The sequence below is a fragment of the Bradyrhizobium sp. genome, from assembly GCF_028868675.1.
In the GTDB taxonomy this organism is placed as follows: Bacteria; Pseudomonadota; Alphaproteobacteria; order Rhizobiales; family Xanthobacteraceae; genus Bradyrhizobium.
This window is the reverse complement of the sequence record NZ_JAGWUA010000107.1, coordinates 1-16,296: the sequence shown is the minus strand read 5'-3', so window position 1 is coordinate 16,296 and position 16,296 is coordinate 1. Positions and strand designations below refer to the sequence as shown.

General features: G+C 66.0%; 16 protein-coding genes. 10 read left to right on the top strand and 6 right to left on the bottom strand.

Annotated features, from left to right (window positions below):
- The 4 genes from KGM94_RS15190 to KGM94_RS15175 form a co-directional block, all read left to right on the top strand.
- On the top strand, window positions 1-360 hold a 360-nt coding region (locus KGM94_RS15190), incomplete at its 5' end, for a 2-oxo acid dehydrogenase subunit E2 (protein WP_300260494.1).
- 67 nt (window positions 361-427) lie between these two features.
- Window positions 428-1,174 (top strand): SDR family oxidoreductase, encoded by a 747-nt coding sequence (locus tag KGM94_RS15185; protein WP_300260491.1) that lies wholly within the window; start codon window positions 428-430, stop codon window positions 1,172-1,174.
- 37 nt (window positions 1,175-1,211) lie between these two features.
- Window positions 1,212-2,612, top strand: a complete 1,401-nt coding sequence (gene lpdA, locus KGM94_RS15180) for a dihydrolipoyl dehydrogenase (protein WP_300260488.1) — start codon at window positions 1,212-1,214, stop codon at window positions 2,610-2,612.
- Between the two features lie 34 nt (window positions 2,613-2,646).
- A complete protein-coding gene (locus tag KGM94_RS15175) occupies window positions 2,647-3,177 on the top strand; it encodes a hypothetical protein (protein ID WP_300260485.1) in 531 nt (176 codons plus the stop codon).
- Window positions 3,178-3,300: 123 nt separating this feature from the next.
- Here the strand turns inward: KGM94_RS15175 and KGM94_RS15170 are convergent, their stop codons facing one another.
- Both KGM94_RS15170 and KGM94_RS15165 read right to left on the bottom strand, forming a co-directional pair.
- Window positions 3,301-3,891 carry a DUF4337 domain-containing protein gene (locus KGM94_RS15170; protein ID WP_300260482.1) on the bottom strand — a complete coding sequence of 197 codons (591 nt, stop codon included), beginning with the start codon at window positions 3,889-3,891 and terminating at the stop codon, window positions 3,301-3,303.
- A 231-nt stretch (window positions 3,892-4,122) separates the two neighbouring features.
- The gene (locus tag KGM94_RS15165; protein WP_300260479.1) at window positions 4,123-5,088 is read right to left on the bottom strand and encodes a tyrosine recombinase XerC; all 966 of its coding nucleotides are present in this window, start codon (window positions 5,086-5,088) and stop codon (window positions 4,123-4,125) included.
- Window positions 5,089-5,200: 112 nt separating this feature from the next.
- On the opposite strand from KGM94_RS15165, the gene KGM94_RS15160 reads away from it, so the two are divergent.
- On the top strand, window positions 5,201-7,408 hold the full coding sequence (locus tag KGM94_RS15160; protein ID WP_300260477.1) for a primosomal protein N': 2,208 nt from the start codon (window positions 5,201-5,203) through the stop codon (window positions 7,406-7,408).
- Between the two features lie 171 nt (window positions 7,409-7,579).
- On the opposite strand, the gene KGM94_RS15155 is transcribed toward KGM94_RS15160, so the two are convergent.
- On the bottom strand, window positions 7,580-8,053 hold the full coding sequence (locus tag KGM94_RS15155) for a septal ring lytic transglycosylase RlpA family protein (protein WP_300260475.1): 474 nt from the start codon (window positions 8,051-8,053) through the stop codon (window positions 7,580-7,582).
- Window positions 8,054-8,674: 621 nt separating this feature from the next.
- Here KGM94_RS15155 and KGM94_RS15150 point away from each other — a divergent pair.
- The 5 genes from KGM94_RS15150 (at window position 8,675) to KGM94_RS15130 (ending at window position 13,753) form a co-directional block, all read left to right on the top strand.
- On the top strand, window positions 8,675-9,235 hold the full coding sequence (locus tag KGM94_RS15150; protein WP_300260472.1) for a F0F1 ATP synthase subunit delta: 561 nt from the start codon (window positions 8,675-8,677) through the stop codon (window positions 9,233-9,235).
- On the top strand, window positions 9,235-10,764 hold the full coding sequence (atpA, locus tag KGM94_RS15145) for a F0F1 ATP synthase subunit alpha (protein ID WP_300260469.1): 1,530 nt from the start codon (window positions 9,235-9,237) through the stop codon (window positions 10,762-10,764). Before KGM94_RS15150 ends, atpA begins: the two co-directional genes overlap by 1 nt.
- A 145-nt stretch (window positions 10,765-10,909) precedes the next feature.
- Window positions 10,910-11,779, top strand: a complete 870-nt coding sequence (locus KGM94_RS15140) for a F0F1 ATP synthase subunit gamma (RefSeq protein WP_300260466.1) — start codon at window positions 10,910-10,912, stop codon at window positions 11,777-11,779.
- A 34-nt stretch (window positions 11,780-11,813) separates the two neighbouring features.
- On the top strand, window positions 11,814-13,256 hold the full coding sequence (atpD, locus tag KGM94_RS15135) for a F0F1 ATP synthase subunit beta (RefSeq protein ID WP_300260463.1): 1,443 nt from the start codon (window positions 11,814-11,816) through the stop codon (window positions 13,254-13,256).
- 89 nt (window positions 13,257-13,345) lie between these two features.
- Window positions 13,346-13,753 (top strand): F0F1 ATP synthase subunit epsilon, encoded by a 408-nt coding sequence (locus KGM94_RS15130; protein ID WP_300260460.1) that lies wholly within the window; start codon window positions 13,346-13,348, stop codon window positions 13,751-13,753.
- A 119-nt stretch (window positions 13,754-13,872) separates the two neighbouring features.
- Here the strand turns inward: KGM94_RS15130 and KGM94_RS15125 are convergent, their stop codons facing one another.
- From KGM94_RS15125 to KGM94_RS15115, 3 genes are all read right to left on the bottom strand, one after another.
- Window positions 13,873-14,373 carry an RNA pyrophosphohydrolase gene (locus tag KGM94_RS15125; RefSeq protein ID WP_300260456.1) on the bottom strand — a complete coding sequence of 167 codons (501 nt, stop codon included), beginning with the start codon at window positions 14,371-14,373 and terminating at the stop codon, window positions 13,873-13,875.
- A gap of 8 nt (window positions 14,374-14,381) precedes the next feature.
- The gene (locus KGM94_RS15120) at window positions 14,382-14,885 is read right to left on the bottom strand and encodes an RNA pyrophosphohydrolase (protein WP_300260451.1); all 504 of its coding nucleotides are present in this window, start codon (window positions 14,883-14,885) and stop codon (window positions 14,382-14,384) included.
- A gap of 77 nt (window positions 14,886-14,962) precedes the next feature.
- On the bottom strand, window positions 14,963-16,171 hold the full coding sequence (locus KGM94_RS15115) for a divergent polysaccharide deacetylase family protein (RefSeq protein ID WP_300260448.1): 1,209 nt from the start codon (window positions 16,169-16,171) through the stop codon (window positions 14,963-14,965).
- Window positions 16,172-16,296 lie beyond the last annotated feature (125 nt).

Here is a 16,296-nt window from a genome sequence, read left to right as displayed (position 1 = left end):
TGCGACCACAAGTCGATCGCCGACATCGAGAAGAGCATTGCCGACTATGGTCGCCGCGCCCGCGACGGCCAGCTCAAGATCGAGGAGATGCAGGGCGGCACCTTCACCGTCACCAATGGCGGCATCTACGGCTCGCTGATGTCGACGCCGATCCTGAATGCGCCGCAGTCCGGCATCCTCGGCATGCACAAGATCCAGGAGCGGCCGATGGCCATCGGCGGCAAGATCGAGATCCGCCCGATGATGTATCTGGCGCTGTCCTACGATCACCGCGTGATCGACGGCAAGGAAGCCGTCACCTTCCTGGTCCGCGTCAAGGAAAGCCTGGAGGATCCAGCGCGGCTGGTGCTGGACCTCTGATCCCTGATGCCGTGAAAGCGCGGCCGCCTGCGAAGGCGGCGGCGCATGTGGACAGATGGAGACGAAATTGACGGACAGGGTTGCGATCATCACCGGCGGCAGCCGCGGCATCGGGCGGGCGACCGCGATCGCGGCGGCGGCGCGCGGTTTCCGCGTCGTCGTCGGCTATGCCAGCAACGAGGCTGCTGCCAACCAGGTGGTGGCCGCGATCGAGGGCAGGAACGGCAAGGCCATCGCGGCGAGGTGCGACGTCGCCGAGGAGAAGGGCATCCTCGCGCTGTTCAAGGCCGCCGACAAGTTCGGCACGCTCGGCGCGCTGGTCAACAATGCCGGCGTGGTCGGCACCACCTCGCGCGTCGACGACATGTCGGCCGAGCGCATCCAGCGCATCATGGCGGTCAACGTCACCGGTTCGATCCTGTGCGCGCGCGAGGCGGTCAAGCGCATGTCGACCAAGCACGGCGGCAAGGGCGGCGTCATCGTCAACCTGTCCTCCGTCGCCTCCAAACTCGGCTCGCCCAACACCTATGTCGACTATGCCGCCTCCAAGGGCGCGATCGACTCCTTCACCGTCGGCCTCGGCTACGAGGTCGCCGGCGAAGGCATCCGCGTCGCCGCGATCCGGCCCGGCCTGATCGACACCGAAATCCACGCCTCGGGCGGCGAGCCCGACCGCGCCCATCGCCTCGCCCACATGGTACCGATGAAGCGCGTCGGCACGGCGGAGGAAATCGCCAACGCCATCGTCTGGCTGATGTCGGAAGACGCTTCCTACGTCACGTCGGCCATTCTCGACGTGTCCGGCGGGCGCTGAGACGTCACCTCACATTCAACTCACGGGACTTTTCTACATGGCTACCTACGATCTCGTCGTCATCGGCACCGGACCGGGCGGTTATGTCTGCGCGGTGCGCGCAGCGCAGCTTGGAATGAAAGTCGCCGTGGTGGAGAAGAACGCGACGCTTGGCGGCACCTGCCTCAATGTCGGCTGCATGCCGTCGAAGGCGCTCCTGCACGCCTCCGAGATGTTCGAGGAAGCCGCGCACTCCTTCGCCAGGATGGGCGTCACCGTCTCGGCGCCGAAGCTCGACCTGCCGGCGATGATGAACTTCAAGCAGCAGGGCATCGACGGCAATGTCAAGGGCGTCGAGTTCCTGATGAAGAAGAACAAGATCGACGTGCTGAAGGGCAAGGGCAAGATCCTCGGCGGCGGCAAGGTCGAGGTCTCCGCCGACGGCAAGTCGCAGACGATCGAGACCAAGAACATCGTGATCGCCACAGGTTCGGACATCGCGCGCCTCAAGGGCATCGAGATCGACGAGAAGCGCATCGTGTCATCGACCGGCGCGCTGTCGCTCGACAAGGTGCCGGGCAAGCTCCTGATCGTGGGCGCCGGCGTGATCGGGCTCGAGCTCGGCTCGGTCTGGCGTCGTCTCGGCGCCGAGGTCGTGGTGGTGGAATTCCTCGACCGCATCCTGCCGGGCATGGACGGCGAGGTGGCGCGGCAATTCCAGCGCATGCTCGAGAAGCAGGGCTTTGCGTTCAGGCTGGGCGCCAAGGTCACCGGCGTCGACACCTCGGGCAAGACGCTCAAGGTGAGCGTCGAGCCGGCCGCGGGGGGCGCGGCGGAAACGCTCGAAGCCGACGTCGTGCTCGTCTGCATCGGCCGCGTGCCCTACACCGACGGTCTCGGGCTGAAGGACGCCGGCGTTGCCCTCGACAGCCGCGGCCGCGTGCAGATCGATTCGCATTTTGCGACCAGCGTGAAGGGCGTCTTCGCGATCGGCGACGTGGTCGCCGGCCCCATGCTCGCGCACAAAGCCGAGGATGAAGGCGTCGCGGTTGCGGAGATCATCGCCGGCCAAGCCGGGCACGTGAACTACGACGTTATCCCAGGCGTCGTGTATACCACGCCGGAAATCGCCTCCGTCGGCAAGACCGAGGAGGAACTGAAGCAGGCAGGCGTGGCTTATACCGTCGGGAAATTTCCGTTTACCGCCAACGGCCGCTCCAAGGTCAACCAGACCACCGATGGCTTTGTGAAGGTTCTCGCAGATGCGAAGACCGATCGCGTGCTGGGTGTCCACATCGTCGGCCGCGAGGCCGGCGAGATGATCCACGAAGCGGCCGTGCTGATGGAGTTTGGTGGCAGTGCAGAAGATCTCGCTCGCACCTGCCATGCGCATCCGACCCGTTCGGAGGCCGTCAAGGAAGCGGCGCTTGCAGTCGGCAAGCGCGCGATCCATATGTAGGATACGTCCGGAGCGGAATCGGGCGGGACATCACATGCTGCGCCGCCTTCTTCAACCGGTCTGGGTCCTGCTTGCGATCATCTTCCTGATCGAAGCCTGGCTGTGGGACCACCTCGAGCCGATCGTGGCGCGCGTCGTCGCGGCGATCCCGCTCGCCGCCTTCAAGGAGTGGCTGTCCGATCGCGTCGATGCGTTGTCGCCGGCGATGACGCTGATCGTGTTCGCGGTTCCGATCGTTCCGCTGTTTCCGCTCAAGCTCGTCGGCCTGTGGCTGCTCACCCACGAATACTGGGCGAGCGCCGTGTTCACGATCCTGTTCGCAAAATTCCTCGGCGTCGGCGTCACCGCCTTCATCTTCGACGTGACGCGCGACAAGCTCCTGGAAATGACCTGGTTCGAGAAGGTCTACGAGTTCATCCTGATGCTGCGCGCCAAGGCCCACGAGTTGGTCGATCCGATCAAGCGGCGCATCAGGGAGATCATCGCCGGCAACGGCGAAGGCTGGTCCTCCCGCACGCTGCGTCTGATCCAGCGCTTCCGCAAGAGCGTGCACGAAGCACGCTGACGCTGTTTCCAAGGCGCGCGTTGCGCAATCGCCGTAGCCCGGATGGAGCGAAGCGCAATCCGGGTTTCTTGGCCCCGCATTCCGCTGCGCTGCATGCGAGCTACGACGGCGCCGCGCCGGCTCTCAATGCAGATGCAGCAGGTGCGGCAGCCAGAGGCCGAGCCCGGTCATGCCGAGGCCCGCGAGCGTCAGGAGACCGGCGATCCAGGCGAGCGGCAGTATGCCGGTGATGATGGTGGCCGACGCCAGCACGATGCCGATCTGGAAGGCGGCCGAGGCGAGCTCGAAATGATGATATTTGGCGGTCGCCTCGTCGCGCTCGTGCTCGGCATGCTTGGCCTTCTCGGCGAGCTGCTCGGTGCCTTCGCCGGTTTCCGGCTCCGAGCGGTAGCGCGCCGCGGTCTTCTGCCAGTCGTCGATCTGCTTCTGCACCGCCGCCTTGGTGGCCTCGTCGGTGACGACGCTGGCGGTGAGCTTGCCCTGGTCGGCGGCGGTCTGCACCACGGTGCGGCGGATGCTCTTGGCCTGGAAGAAGGCCCAGAGATTGGAGGCCTCGACGTTCTTGCTGATCGATTCGGTCTGCGCGCCCTTGCCGAGCGTCTCCGAGATCGCGAGGAACAGCGCCAGCACGGCGATCAGGAGGGCGATCTTCCTGTTCTCGCCGGACGCGTGCTCGGCATGCTCAGCGTGCTCCATGCTTTCATGTGCGCTCATGATTCCCTCCTGCCTCGGTTGTCAACGATTGACCGAACCGCGCCGCCCGCGCAAGAGGGCAGCGGGGTGTGACGGGAGTGTGTCGGGACTCTCGTGTCCCGGACGCGGCGCGGCGTGAAAGCTGCGACGCAGAGCCGGGACCCAGCCATTCGCTGCGAATAGGCCCCGGCTCTGCAGCGCACCGTTGAAGAAGCGTTGCGCTGCGTCCGGGGCACGAGAGCGTCGATTGATTCACCGCCGCGGATGCGCGGCGGCGTAGACCTCCAGCAGCCGCTCGGAATCGATGCCGGTATAGACCTGCGTGGTCGAGAGCGAGGAGTGGCCGAGCAATTCCTGGATGGCGCGCAGATCGCCGCCGCGCGACAAGAGATGCGTGGCGAAGGAATGCCGGAGCGCGTGCGGCGTGGCGCTGTCGGGCAGGCCGAGCGCGCCGCGCAGCCGCTCCATCGCGAGCTGGATGATACGCGGGCTCAACGGCCCGCCGCGCGCGCCGAGGAAGACCGGACCGTCCGGGGCGAGCGGGTGCGGGCACAGGCCGGCATATTCGTCGATCAGCGCCAGCACGTTCTGCAGCACCGGCACCATGCGCGTCTTGTTGCCTTTGCCGGTGACGATCAGCACGTCGCCTTCGCCGGGCCGCGGCACGTCGCGGCGCTTCAATCCGAGCGCCTCGGAGATGCGCAGGCCTGAGCCGTAGAGCAACGCCATGACGGCGGCGTCGCGCACCAGGATCCAGGTCTCGCGCTCCTCGCCCGCGCGTTCATCGGCGTTCGCAAGCCGCTTGGCGGACGCCATCGGCAGCGGCTTCGGCAGGCTCTTGCCGACCTTGGGCGCGCGGATCGCCGACAGTGCACCGACCTTGCCGTTGCCCTCGCATTCGAGGAAGCGGCCGAAGGAGCGCAGGCCGGCCAGCGCCCGCATCAGCGAGCGGCCGGAAATGTCGTTGGCGCGGCGCATCGCCATGAAGGCGCGGACGTCGCTCGCATCGAGCCTTGCGAACCGCGCCAGGCTAACCCGCTCGCCCCAATGGGTGCAGAGAAAATCCAGGCACTGCCTGATGTCGCGGGCATAGGCCTCCAGCGTCTTCGGCGACAGCCGCCGTTCGGCGCCGAGATGGGACAGCCAGCGCGCGATCTCCGGCGCGATGGTCGGGTCGGCGCTGGCAAGCTCGAATGGCGGGGCGGCCGCTTTGCTCATGAGGCTCTGGACGCGGTGATTCCCGAGAGTATATCGCATCCCCTTCGTTTATCGTTCGCTAAGGCCGCCCGGCGGCGCTAGCCTTCGGCCGTTCAAGGTTCCGATTCCGGTGATGGATCATCCCTCCCGCCCCGCTCCTGCCGCCGCGTCGACCCGCATGGTCGACGTGCTGGTGCCGGTCGCGCTCGACCAGACCTATTCCTACCGGGTGCCGCGCGGCATGGAGCTGAAGGCCGGCGACCTCGTCGGCGTGCCGCTCGGTCCGCGCGAGGTCTTGGCCGTGGTGTGGGCGGAGAACGCCAATCCGGATCCGCGCCTGCACAACCGCCTCAAGGACGTCAGCGAGAAGCTCGACATTCCGCCGCTCAAGGGCGAATTGCGTTCGCTGGTCGACTGGGTCGCCAATTATACGCTGGGTGCGCGCGGCATGGTGTTGCGCATGTGCCTGCGCATGGGGGAGAATCTCGGCCCGGAGCGGGCGCGAGCCGGTGTGCGGCTGGTCGGCGATCCACCGCGGCGACTGACGCCGGCGCGCCGCCGCGTGATCGAACTGCTGTCGGACCGACTTCTGCACGGCAAGTCCGAGGTTGCGAAAGAGGCAGGCGTCTCGCCCGGCGTAATCGACGGCCTGGTCGACGAAGGCACGCTCACGGTCGAGTCGTTGCCGCCGCCTCCGCCGCCGCCGGCGCCAGACCCGGCCTACGGCCAGCCGGACTTCACGCCCCAGCAGCGCGCGGCGGTCGACGCCATGCGCGCGCTCGCGGCCAACGGCAGCTTTCACGTCGCGCTCCTGGACGGCGTCACCGGCTCGGGAAAGACCGAGGTCTATTTCGAGGCGGTGGCCGAGGCCATCCGCCGCGGCAAGCAGTCGATGATCCTGATGCCGGAGATCGCGCTGACCGGCCAGTTCCTCGACCGCTTCGCGCGCCGGTTCGGCGTGCGGCCGCTGGAATGGCATTCCGAGCTCACGCCGCGCACCCGTGCGCGCAACTGGGCGGCGATTTCGGAAGGCAAGGCGCCGGTCGTGGTCGGTGCGCGTTCGGCGCTGTTCCTGCCCTACGCCGATCTCGGCCTCATCGTCGTGGATGAGGAGCACGACCAGGCCTACAAGCAGGACGACGGCGTGCACTATCACGCTCGCGACATGGCGGTGGTGCGGGCGCACATCGCAAAAATTCCGATCGTGCTGGCCTCAGCGACGCCTTCGGTCGAGACCGAGGTCAATGCGCGCAAGGGGCGCTATCAGCGCATCGCGCTGCCGGCGCGCTTCGGCGGCCAGCACATGCCCCATATCGAGGCGATCGACCTGCGGCGCGAACCGCCCGCGCGCGGCCGCTTCATCTCGCCGCGGCTCGCCGGTGAGATCAAGACCGCGATCGAGCGGCGCGAGCAGGCGCTGTTGTTCCTCAATCGTCGCGGCTATGCGCCGCTCACCCTGTGCCGCGCCTGCGGCCATCGCTTCGCCTGCACCATCTGCGACGCGTGGCTGGTCGATCATCGCTTCCGGCAGCGGCTGGTCTGTCACCATTGCGGCTTCTCAATGCCGCGCCCGCACGTCTGCCCGAACTGCCAGGCCGAGGAATCGCTGGTCGCGGTCGGGCCCGGCGTCGAGCGGCTGCAGGAGGAGGCGGCCGCACTGTTCCCGGAAGCGCGCAGCATGGTGCTGTCGAGCGATCTCATCACCTCGATCGAGACCATGCGCTCCGAGCTCAACGAGATCGCGGAAGGCCGCGTCGACATCATCATCGGCACGCAGCTCGTGGCCAAGGGCCACAATTTCCCGCGCCTCAACCTGGTCGGCGTGGTCGATGCCGATCTCGGCCTCTCCAACGGCGATCCGCGCGCCGCCGAGCGCACCTGGCAGTTGCTCAACCAGGTGATCGGCCGCGCCGGCCGTGAGCAAGGTCGCGGCGTCGGCTACCTGCAGACCCATCAGCCCGAGCATCCCGTGATGAAGGCGCTGGTCGCCTGCGATCGCGAGGCCTTCTATGCCAGCGAGATCGAGATGCGGGAGCGCACGCTCTATCCGCCGTTCGGACGGCTCGCGAGCCTGATCGTCTCGGCGGGCGACCGCCCGAGCGCCGAAGGTTTTGCGCGCCGGCTCGTCGCGCTCGCGCCGCGCGACGAACGCGTCCAGGTGCTGGGGCCCGCCGAAGCGCCGCTTGCGGTGATCAAGGGCCGCTATCGCTTTCGCGTATTGGTGAAATCGGCCCGCGGCTTCGACCTGTCGGATTATCTGCGCAACTGGCTTGCAATCGGGCCCAAGACCAGGGGCAATCTCAAGCTCGAGGTCGACGTCGATCCGCAGAGCTTCTTGTAGGTGTCATTCGGGGCGGTGCGCAGCATCGAACCCGGAACGACGGCAAATGGAAAGGGCCCGCCCGTCCCCCAAGACGGCGGGCCCTTGTCGCACGCGCAGCAAGCTTTCGTGTCCTGATGGGACCGCGAAGGTGCCTGGGCTCGTGGCGAGGATGCGCGTCGAACGACGCTGTTACGAAACGACCTCGGCGGTGACGCGGCCGACGCCGGCGCCAGTGAGGCCGATGGCGCGCGCGGCGCCGGTGGAGAGGTCGAGCACGCGGCCGCGCACGAACGGGCCGCGGTCATTGATGGTGACGACGACGCTGCGGCCGCCATGGGTCACGCGGACCTTGGTTCCGAACGGCAGCGAACGGTGCGCGGCGGTCATGGCGTTCTGGTTGAAACGCTGGCCGGATGCGGTGCGGCTGCCGGACTCGTTGCCGTAATAGGAAGCCATGCCGGAGAAGGAATGGCCGCTGCCGGACGACGACATGACGGCCGCGTTGGCGTCCCGCCAGTTGGAACTTTGGTGATGATAGTGGCGGTGGTGCCTGGATTTGGCCGAAGCCTCGGTGGCAGTTCCACCGACCAGGAGAGTTGCGGCGACGAAAGCAATCGCCGTACGCGGCTGGGTTACACGTCCCAGCGTCTTGAGTGACAGCATCTAGTGGTCCCTACGCTAGTATTGCCACATACGTGGCTAGTTGAGCCCCCATCGGTTTGCGAGCGGGACCGCGTTTCCTTTCGGAATAAGGCATGAATTTGGCAGTAGTTCCCGTATGTGTACGGTTGACATATCTTGTTACCTCATCGGCTATTCGTGAGATATTTCAAACTATTTAACTTTAACAATTTATTAATTATAGTATTACTTAATAATACTGTAGAACGAAGTCATCAGCCATGATGTTGAGAATTCGGTAAGTATTCGGCTGGCGAGTGCATGTTGCACTGCAGCGGAAAGACATGGCCGGTATGCGGTGAGGGCGGGAACCAATCCGGGTTTCGGGGAGCGGGCGGGATTGATTTTTGTCGTGTCGCGAGCCCTCGCCGGTCGCCGCGCGCCTGGCGCTTCGCTGACGTGCACAGACGCAGCCTTTAATCTGGCGTCATGTTGCACCTGCGCGCCCGCCATGCTAGCAAAGCGCCGATTTTAACGAGCCCGGCACGTTCCGTGCCGGCCGGAAATCGAAGTCCCGCTTGAATTCCAAGGGCTTGGATCGCTTGGCGCCGCTCGTGGCGACGGTTTTTCCCTTGCGAATTTGACAGCTAAAAGAGCGCGTCTGTGGCTGCAGAAGATCCGTCCGTTTCAGGTGTGTCCGGTCGTTATGCAACGGCCCTGTTTGAACTGGCCCGCGACCAAAAGACGGTCGATGCGGTCAAGGCCGATCTCGACAGGTTCGACGGCCTGCTGAACGAGAGCGCGGACTTGAAGCGCCTCGTCCGCAGCCCGGTGTTCTCGGCGGACGCCCAGTCCAGGGCGCTCGCCGCCGTGCTGGACAAGGCCGGCATCTCCGGCATCTCCGCCAATTTCCTCAAAGTCCTGACCGCCAACCGCCGGCTGTTCGCGGTGGCCGACGTCATCCGCGCGTTCCGCGCGCTGGTCGCCAGGTTCAAGGGCGAGGCGGCGGCCGACGTGACCGTGGCGGAACCGCTCTCGGACAAGAATCTCGACGCTCTCAAGGTCGCCCTCAAGACGGTGACCGGCAAGGACGTCGCGCTCAACGTGAAAGTCGATCCCTCGATCATCGGTGGCCTCGTGGTCAAGCTTGGCAGCCGGATGGTCGATAGTTCGCTTCGCACCAAACTCAATTCGATCAAGCACGCGATGAAAGAGGCAGGCTGATGGACATCCGCGCCGCGGAAATTTCCGCGATCCTCAAGGAACAGATCAAGAATTTCGGCCAGGAAGCCGAGGTCTCCGAGGTCGGGCAGGTGCTGTCCGTCGGTGACGGCATCGCCCGCGTCTACGGGCTGGACAACGTCCAGGCCGGCGAAATGGTCGAGTTCGAGAACGGTACCCGCGGCATGGCGCTGAACCTCGAAACCGACAACGTCGGCATCGTGATTTTCGGCGCCGACCGCGAGATCAAGGAAGGCCAGACCGTCAAGCGCACGCGTGCCATCGTGGACACCCCCGTCGGCAAGGGCCTGCTCGGCCGCGTCGTCGACGCGCTGGGCAACCCGATCGACGGCAAGGGTCCGATCCAGGGCGCCGAGCGCCGCCGCGTCGACGTCAAGGCGCCCGGCATCATTCCGCGCAAGTCGGTGCACGAGCCGATGGCGACCGGCCTCAAGGCGATCGACGCCCTGATCCCGATTGGACGTGGCCAGCGCGAGCTGATCATCGGCGACCGCCAGACCGGCAAGACCGCGGTCGCGCTCGACACCATCCTGAACCAGAAGCCGCTCAACGCACAGCCCGACGAGAAGATCAAGCTGTACTGCGTTTACGTCGCGGTCGGCCAGAAGCGTTCCACCGTCGCGCAGTTCGTGAAGGTGCTGGAAGAGCAGGGCGCGCTCGAATACTCGATCGTCGTCGCCGCCACCGCCTCCGATCCGGCGCCGATGCAGTACATCGCTCCGTTCACCGGCTGCACCATGGGCGAGTACTTCCGCGACAACGGCATGCACGCCGTCATCATCTATGACGACTTGTCCAAGCAGGCCGTCGCCTACCGCCAGATGTCGCTGCTGCTGCGCCGCCCGCCGGGCCGCGAAGCCTATCCGGGCGACGTGTTCTATCTCCACTCCCGCCTGCTCGAGCGCGCCGCGAAGCTCAACGACTCGCTCGGCGCCGGCTCGCTGACCGCGCTGCCGGTCATCGAAACCCAGGCCAACGACGTCTCGGCATACATCCCGACCAACGTCATCTCGATCACCGACGGCCAGATCTTCCTGGAGACCGATCTGTTCTTCCAAGGCATCCGTCCGGCGGTGAACGTCGGCCTGTCGGTGTCGCGCGTCGGCTCCTCGGCGCAGACCAAGGCGATGAAGAAGGTCGCCGGCAAGATCAAGGGCGAGCTCGCGCAGTACCGCGAAATGGCGGCGTTCGCGCAGTTCGGCTCCGACCTGGACGCCGCGACCCAGCGCCTGCTCAACCGCGGCTCGCGTCTGACCGAGTTGCTGAAGCAGCCGCAGTTCTCGCCGCTCAAGATGGAAGAACAGGTCTGCCTGATCTGGGCCGGCACCAACGGCTACCTCGATCCGCTGCCGCTCAACAAGATCAGGGCGTTCGAGGACGGCCTGTTGTCGCTGCTGCGCGGCAAGAACGCCGACATCCTCACCGCGATCCGCGACAGCCGCGATCTGTCGGACGATGTCGCCGGCAAACTGAAGGCGGCGGTCGAGGCTTACGCGAAGAGCTTCGCCTAAAGGTCGCTGTCATGGCCGGGCTGTCCCGGCCATGCTCGCCACGCTCGAAAGACACCAGGGTGCACGTCCGGCGCACGGCCGGGCATGACGACGAGAACAGGCTAGCGGTCTGGTTTGAGAATCCGACCGTCGGGGTGAACGAAGAATGGCGTCACTGAAAGACATGCGGGTGCGCATCGCCTCCACCAAGGCGACGCAGAAGATCACCAAGGCCATGCAGATGGTGGCGGCGTCGAAGCTGCGCCGCGCCCAGACCGCCGCGGAAGCGGCCCGGCCGTACGCCACCAAGATGGAGGCCGTCATCGGCAACATCGCGGCGGCGGCCGCCGCTTCGCCCGGAGCGCCGGCGCTGCTGGCCGGCACCGGCAAGGACCAGGTCCATCTGCTGCTGGTCTGCACCGGCGAGCGCGGCCTGTGCGGCGCCTTCAACTCCGCGATCGTGCGTCTGGCGCGCGAACGCGCCCTCGTCCTGATGAACGAGGGCAAGGAAGTCAAATTCTTCTGCGTCGGCCGCAAGGGCTACGAGCAGCTCCGCCGCACCTTCGAGAAGCAGATCGTCGAGCATGTCGACCTGCGCAGCGTGCGTCAGCTCGCTTTCGTCAATGCCGAGGACATTGCGAAAAAGCTGCTGGCGCGCTTCCAGGCCGGCGAATTCGATGTCTGTACGCTGTTCTATTCCTCCTTCAAGTCGGTCATTGCGCAGGTCCCGACCGCGCAGCAGGTCATTCCGCTGGAGGTAGGGGAAGGCAACGGATCGGCGACATCCTACGAGTACGAGCCGGAGGAGGACGAGATCCTCCCCCGACTCTTGCCGCGCAATCTGGCGGTGCAGATCTTCCGAGCGCTGCTCGAGAACAACGCTTCGTTCTACGGCGCGCAGATGTCCGCGATGGACAACGCCACCCGCAACGCGGGCGAGATGATCCGCAAGCAGACGCTGGTCTACAACCGTACGCGTCAGGCCATGATCACCAAGGAACTCATTGAAATCATTTCCGGTGCGGAAGCAGTCTGACCGGAAGCGAAATTCGGATCGAAGGAGACAGTAAATGGCTACAGCAGCCAACCAGACCGGTCGCGTCACCCAGGTCATGGGCGCCGTCGTCGACGTGCAGTTCGAAGGCCACCTGCCGGCCATTCTCAACTCGCTGGAGACCAAGAACGGCAACAACCGCCTGGTCCTCGAAGTCGCTCAGCACCTCGGCGAGTCGACCGTGCGCACGATCGCGATGGACGCCACCGAAGGTCTGGTGCGCGGCCAGGAAGTGACCGACACCGGCCAGCCGATCGCGGTTCCGGTGGGCGACGGCACGCTCGGCCGCATCATGAACGTCATCGGCGAACCGATCGACGAAGCGGGTCCCATCAAGTTCGAAGGCAAGCGCGCCATCCACCAGGAAGCACCGTCCTACACCGACCAGTCGACCGAGGCTGAAATTCTCGTCACCGGCATCAAGGTCGTCGATCTTCTTGCTCCGTACGCCAAGGGCGGCAAGATCGGCCTGTTCGGCGGCGCCGGCGTCGGCAAGACCGTGCTGATCCAGGAACTGATCAACAACGTCGCCAAGGCGCATGGCGGTTACTCCGTGTTCGCCGGCGTCGGCGAGCGTACCCGCGAAGGCAACGACCTCTACCACGAGTTCATCGAATCGAAGGTCAACGCCGATCCGCACAATCCCGATCCGAGCGTGAAGTCGAAATGCGCGCTGGTGTTCGGCCAGATGAACGAGCCGCCGGGCGCGCGTGCCCGCGTCGGCCTCACCGGCCTCACCGTCGCCGAGCACTTCCGCGACCAGGGCCAGGACGTGCTCTTCTTCGTCGACAACATCTTCCGCTTCACGCAAGCCGGTTCGGAAGTGTCGGCGCTGCTCGGCCGTATTCCTTCGGCCGTGGGCTATCAGCCGACGCTCGCCACCGACATGGGCGCGCTGCAGGAGCGCATCACCACCACGCAGAAGGGCTCGATCACCTCGGTGCAGGCCATCTACGTGCCGGCCGACGACCTGACCGACCCGGCGCCGGCGACCTCGTTCGCCCATCTGGACGCGACCACGGTGCTGTCGCGCGCCATTTCGGAAAAGGGCATCTATCCCGCGGTGGACCCGCTCGACTCGACCTCGCGCATGCTTTCGCCGCTCGTCGTCGGCGAAGAGCACTACCAGACCGCTCGCATGGTCCAGCAGGTGCTGCAGAAGTACAAGTCGCTGCAGGACATCATCGCCATTCTCGGCATGGACGAGCTCTCCGAAGAGGACAAGCTGGCCGTGGCGCGCGCCCGCAAGATCGAGCGCTTCCTGTCGCAGCCGTTCCACGTCGCCGAAGTCTTCACCGGTTCGCCCGGCAAGTTCGTCGAGCTCGCGGACACCATCAAGGGCTTCCGCGGCCTGTGCGAAGGCAAGTATGACCACCTGCCCGAAGCCGCCTTCTACATGGTCGGCACCATCGAAGAGGCGGTCGAGAAGGGCAAGAAGCTGGCGGCGGAAGCGGCCTAAGCCGGCGAATGGCGAATAGGGAGTAGCGAATAGCGCTGCTCCTATCTTCGCCACTCGCTATTCGCCACTCGCTATTCGCAAGGTTTGACATGGCCACCTTCCACTTCGATCTCGTTTCGCCGGAAAAGCTCGCCTTCTCCGGCGAGGTCGACCAGGTCGACGTTCCCGGCTTCGAAGGCGATTTCGGCGTGCTCGCCGGACATGCCCCGGTCGTCGCCGCGCTCCGGCCCGGAATCCTCACCGTCATCGCCGGCGGCACGAAGCAGAAGATCATCGTGCTCGGCGGGCTCGCCGAGGTCTCCGAGAAGGGCCTGACCGTGCTTGCGGACGTCGCCCATTCGCTCGATGAGCTCGATCACGCCCAGTTCGCCGACACGATCGCGGAGATGGAAGCCAAGCTCAGCGAGCACGAGGGCGACGAGCTCGATCTCGCGCTGGCGCGGCTCGATCACTACAAGAGCATTCAGCATCAGATCGGCACGACGGCGATGCACTAGACATTTCTGGTTCTGATTGCATCAGAACCAGAAATCTTGGGCATGACAGCGATTGCCACGTCGTTGTAGTTATCGGCCCGTTCACCGTTGGGCCGCTGAACTGGACTCGCAGCGCCGTCCTATCCCGCAAGCCGTGAAAACTGCTGAGCAACCGTCCGATAGACGTCGCGGCGGAACGGCACCACGAGATCGGCGACCTTGTCGAGGCGCTCCCAGCGCCAGGCGTCGAACTCCGCCGGCTGGCCGTTGCGCGGCGTCAGCGGGTCGATCTCCGCCTCGCTTCCCGTGAAGCGCAAGGCAAACCATTTCTGCCGCTGGCCGCGAAACCTCGCCAGCCGATGCGACGGCGGACCGTCATAGGGCGGGAACTCGTAAGTCAGCCAGTCGGTCTCGCCGAGATAGGCGGCATTGACGACGCTGGTCTCCTCCCAGAGTTCGCGCATTGCCGCATCGCGCAGGTTCTCGCCCTCGTCGACGCCGCCTTGCGGCATCTGCCATTCGAGCCCCGGCAGGATGATCTCGGGTCCGTCATCCCTGAAGCGATGCCCGATCAGCACGCGGCCCGCCGCATTGAACAGCGCGATCCCGACGTTCGGACGATAGGGCTTTTGCTCCGTCATGACTGGAGCTAGTGGGCCGCCAACGCGGAAAACTCCTCTACCACGCGCTCGTAGACCGGGCGCTTGAAGGGGATGATGAGCGTGGGGAGGTTCTTCATGGGCTCCCAGCGCCAGGTCACGAATTCCGCCTTGTGGCCGCCGCCCGGGTTGGCGACGTTGATCTCGCTGTCCTTGCCGGTGAAGCGCACCGCGAACCATTTCTGGCGCTGGCCGCGGTAGCGGCCTTTCCAGGCGCGCCCGGCCACCGTGCGCGGAATGTCGTAGGTCAGCCAATCCGGGACTTCGCCGAGCTTCTTCACCGAGCGCACGCTGGTCTCCTCGTAGAGCTCGCGCTTGGCGGCTTCCCAGGTGTCTTCGCCGGGATCGACGCCGCCCTGCGGCATCTGCCAGACATGGGTCTCGTCGACATGCTCGATGCCGCCCGCGCGCCGACCGATGAAGACCAGTCCCTCCGCATTGATCAACATCACGCCGACGCAGGTCCGGTAGGGCAGATCCTCGTAACGCGCCATTCCGCCAAAACCTCTTGCGTCTGTCCAGGCCGCGCGATCCGGCCCCCGCAGGACCCTCGCCGTGCCATTTCGTTGATCTAGCCTGATTTTGATTTCAGCATCGCGGTTGTCAATGGCACCAGCAGGATGCCGCGACTGTCCAGCGTCTTGACCCAGGCGCCGATCCGCTCGATCGAGACGGGCAGCGCCGAAGCCGTGCCGATGGCGACGCCACGCTCCCGCGCGATCGATTCGAGCTTGGTCAGGGCGCGGTCGATCTCGTTCGGCGTCGGCACCGCGTCGATGCTGATGTCGCCCCTGCCGAACGGCATGGCCTGGCTGCCGGCGATCTGCGGGGCGACGCTGCGCGGCGAGGAACCGTCGTCGAACAGGCCGAGGCCCCGCTTGGCCACGTCGCGGATGATCGGCTGCATCGCCGCCTCCGTGGCGATGAAGCGCGCGCCCATGAAATTCGCAATGCCGGCATAGCCCTGCATCCGGCTCAGATGCCAGTACAGCCGGTCCATGTTCTGCTCGGCACCGAGCGAGGTCAGCAGCGTCTGCGGGCCCGGATCGTTGTCCGGGAAGTCGTAGGGCTCCATCGGGATCTGCAAGAACACCTCGTGACGCTGCGCCCGCGCGCGCTCGGCGAGCTTGCCGGGATCGGCGCCGTAGGGCGTGAACGCCAGCGTCACGGCGCCCGGCAGTTTCATGATCGCGTCGTTGGTCTTGGCGGCGCCGACGCCGAGGCCGCCGATGAAGATGGCGACCGCCGGCATCTTCGCCGCCTTGGCGCGATCGGCCTCCGCCGCATAGACGTTGAACGGCTTCAGGTCCTCCGCCGCGATCGGGATCATGCCGTAGCGCGACGGCTCCAGCAGCCGCTTGTCGACGCCCGTCGTGACGGCCGGCGCCGCGGCGGCCGGCTCGCCCTTGGCGCCGGCCTCGCTGCCGATCACGACGTCATGGCGGGCGCCGCTGGAGCCGTCGATGATGGTAACGGTCTTCTGCTCGCCGGGCGAGGCGGGCTTCGCCGGCGCCTTGGTGTCGTGGCCCGCGGCGACGGGCTCGGCGGCTGCAGGGGCCTTGTCCTCGGGCGTCTTTTGCTCGCGGATCGCGACCCGGGTGACCGGCTCGCCGCCCAGCGGGTCCTTGTTGAAGATCGCAAAGCCGGCAAAGGTGACCAGGAACAGGCCGAGCAATACCGCCAGCGCCTGCGTGGCCGTGAACGGCAGCCGCAGCCGGCGCTTGCGGCGCGGCGCACCCTGTCCGAGCGGGGCGCTCAGATCATCGGCCGTTTCTGTCATGCCCGATCCCGAATCACTCGCGCCGACGATACCACGGCAGCCTCGAACGGCGGCAGGCCGGGATCGGTCGGGCGAGGGAGGGCGAAGGGAACTCCAAGCAAAAAGGGCGGCCCGAGGGCCGCCCT

What these genes read in the sequence shown, in the direction of transcription:
- lpdA (WP_300260488.1), top strand. Translation starts at nt 1,212, where the DNA reads ATGGCTACCTACGATCTCGTCGTCATCGGCACCGGACCGGGCGGTTAT.
- KGM94_RS15175 (WP_300260485.1), top strand. Translation starts at nt 2,647, where the DNA reads ATGCTGCGCCGCCTTCTTCAACCGGTCTGGGTCCTGCTTGCGATCATC.
- KGM94_RS15170 (WP_300260482.1), bottom strand. Translation starts at nt 3,891, where the DNA reads ATGAGCGCACATGAAAGCATGGAGCACGCTGAGCATGCCGAGCACGCG.
- KGM94_RS15165 (WP_300260479.1), bottom strand. Translation starts at nt 5,088, where the DNA reads ATGAGCAAAGCGGCCGCCCCGCCATTCGAGCTTGCCAGCGCCGACCCG.
- KGM94_RS15160 (WP_300260477.1), top strand. Translation starts at nt 5,201, where the DNA reads ATGGATCATCCCTCCCGCCCCGCTCCTGCCGCCGCGTCGACCCGCATG.
- KGM94_RS15155 (WP_300260475.1), bottom strand. Translation starts at nt 8,053, where the DNA reads ATGCTGTCACTCAAGACGCTGGGACGTGTAACCCAGCCGCGTACGGCG.
- atpA (WP_300260469.1), top strand. Translation starts at nt 9,235, where the DNA reads ATGGACATCCGCGCCGCGGAAATTTCCGCGATCCTCAAGGAACAGATC.
- KGM94_RS15140 (WP_300260466.1), top strand. Translation starts at nt 10,910, where the DNA reads ATGGCGTCACTGAAAGACATGCGGGTGCGCATCGCCTCCACCAAGGCG.
- atpD (WP_300260463.1), top strand. Translation starts at nt 11,814, where the DNA reads ATGGCTACAGCAGCCAACCAGACCGGTCGCGTCACCCAGGTCATGGGC.
- KGM94_RS15130 (WP_300260460.1), top strand. Translation starts at nt 13,346, where the DNA reads ATGGCCACCTTCCACTTCGATCTCGTTTCGCCGGAAAAGCTCGCCTTC.
- KGM94_RS15125 (WP_300260456.1), bottom strand. Translation starts at nt 14,373, where the DNA reads ATGACGGAGCAAAAGCCCTATCGTCCGAACGTCGGGATCGCGCTGTTC.
- KGM94_RS15120 (WP_300260451.1), bottom strand. Translation starts at nt 14,885, where the DNA reads ATGGCGCGTTACGAGGATCTGCCCTACCGGACCTGCGTCGGCGTGATG.
- KGM94_RS15115 (WP_300260448.1), bottom strand. Translation starts at nt 16,171, where the DNA reads ATGACAGAAACGGCCGATGATCTGAGCGCCCCGCTCGGACAGGGTGCG.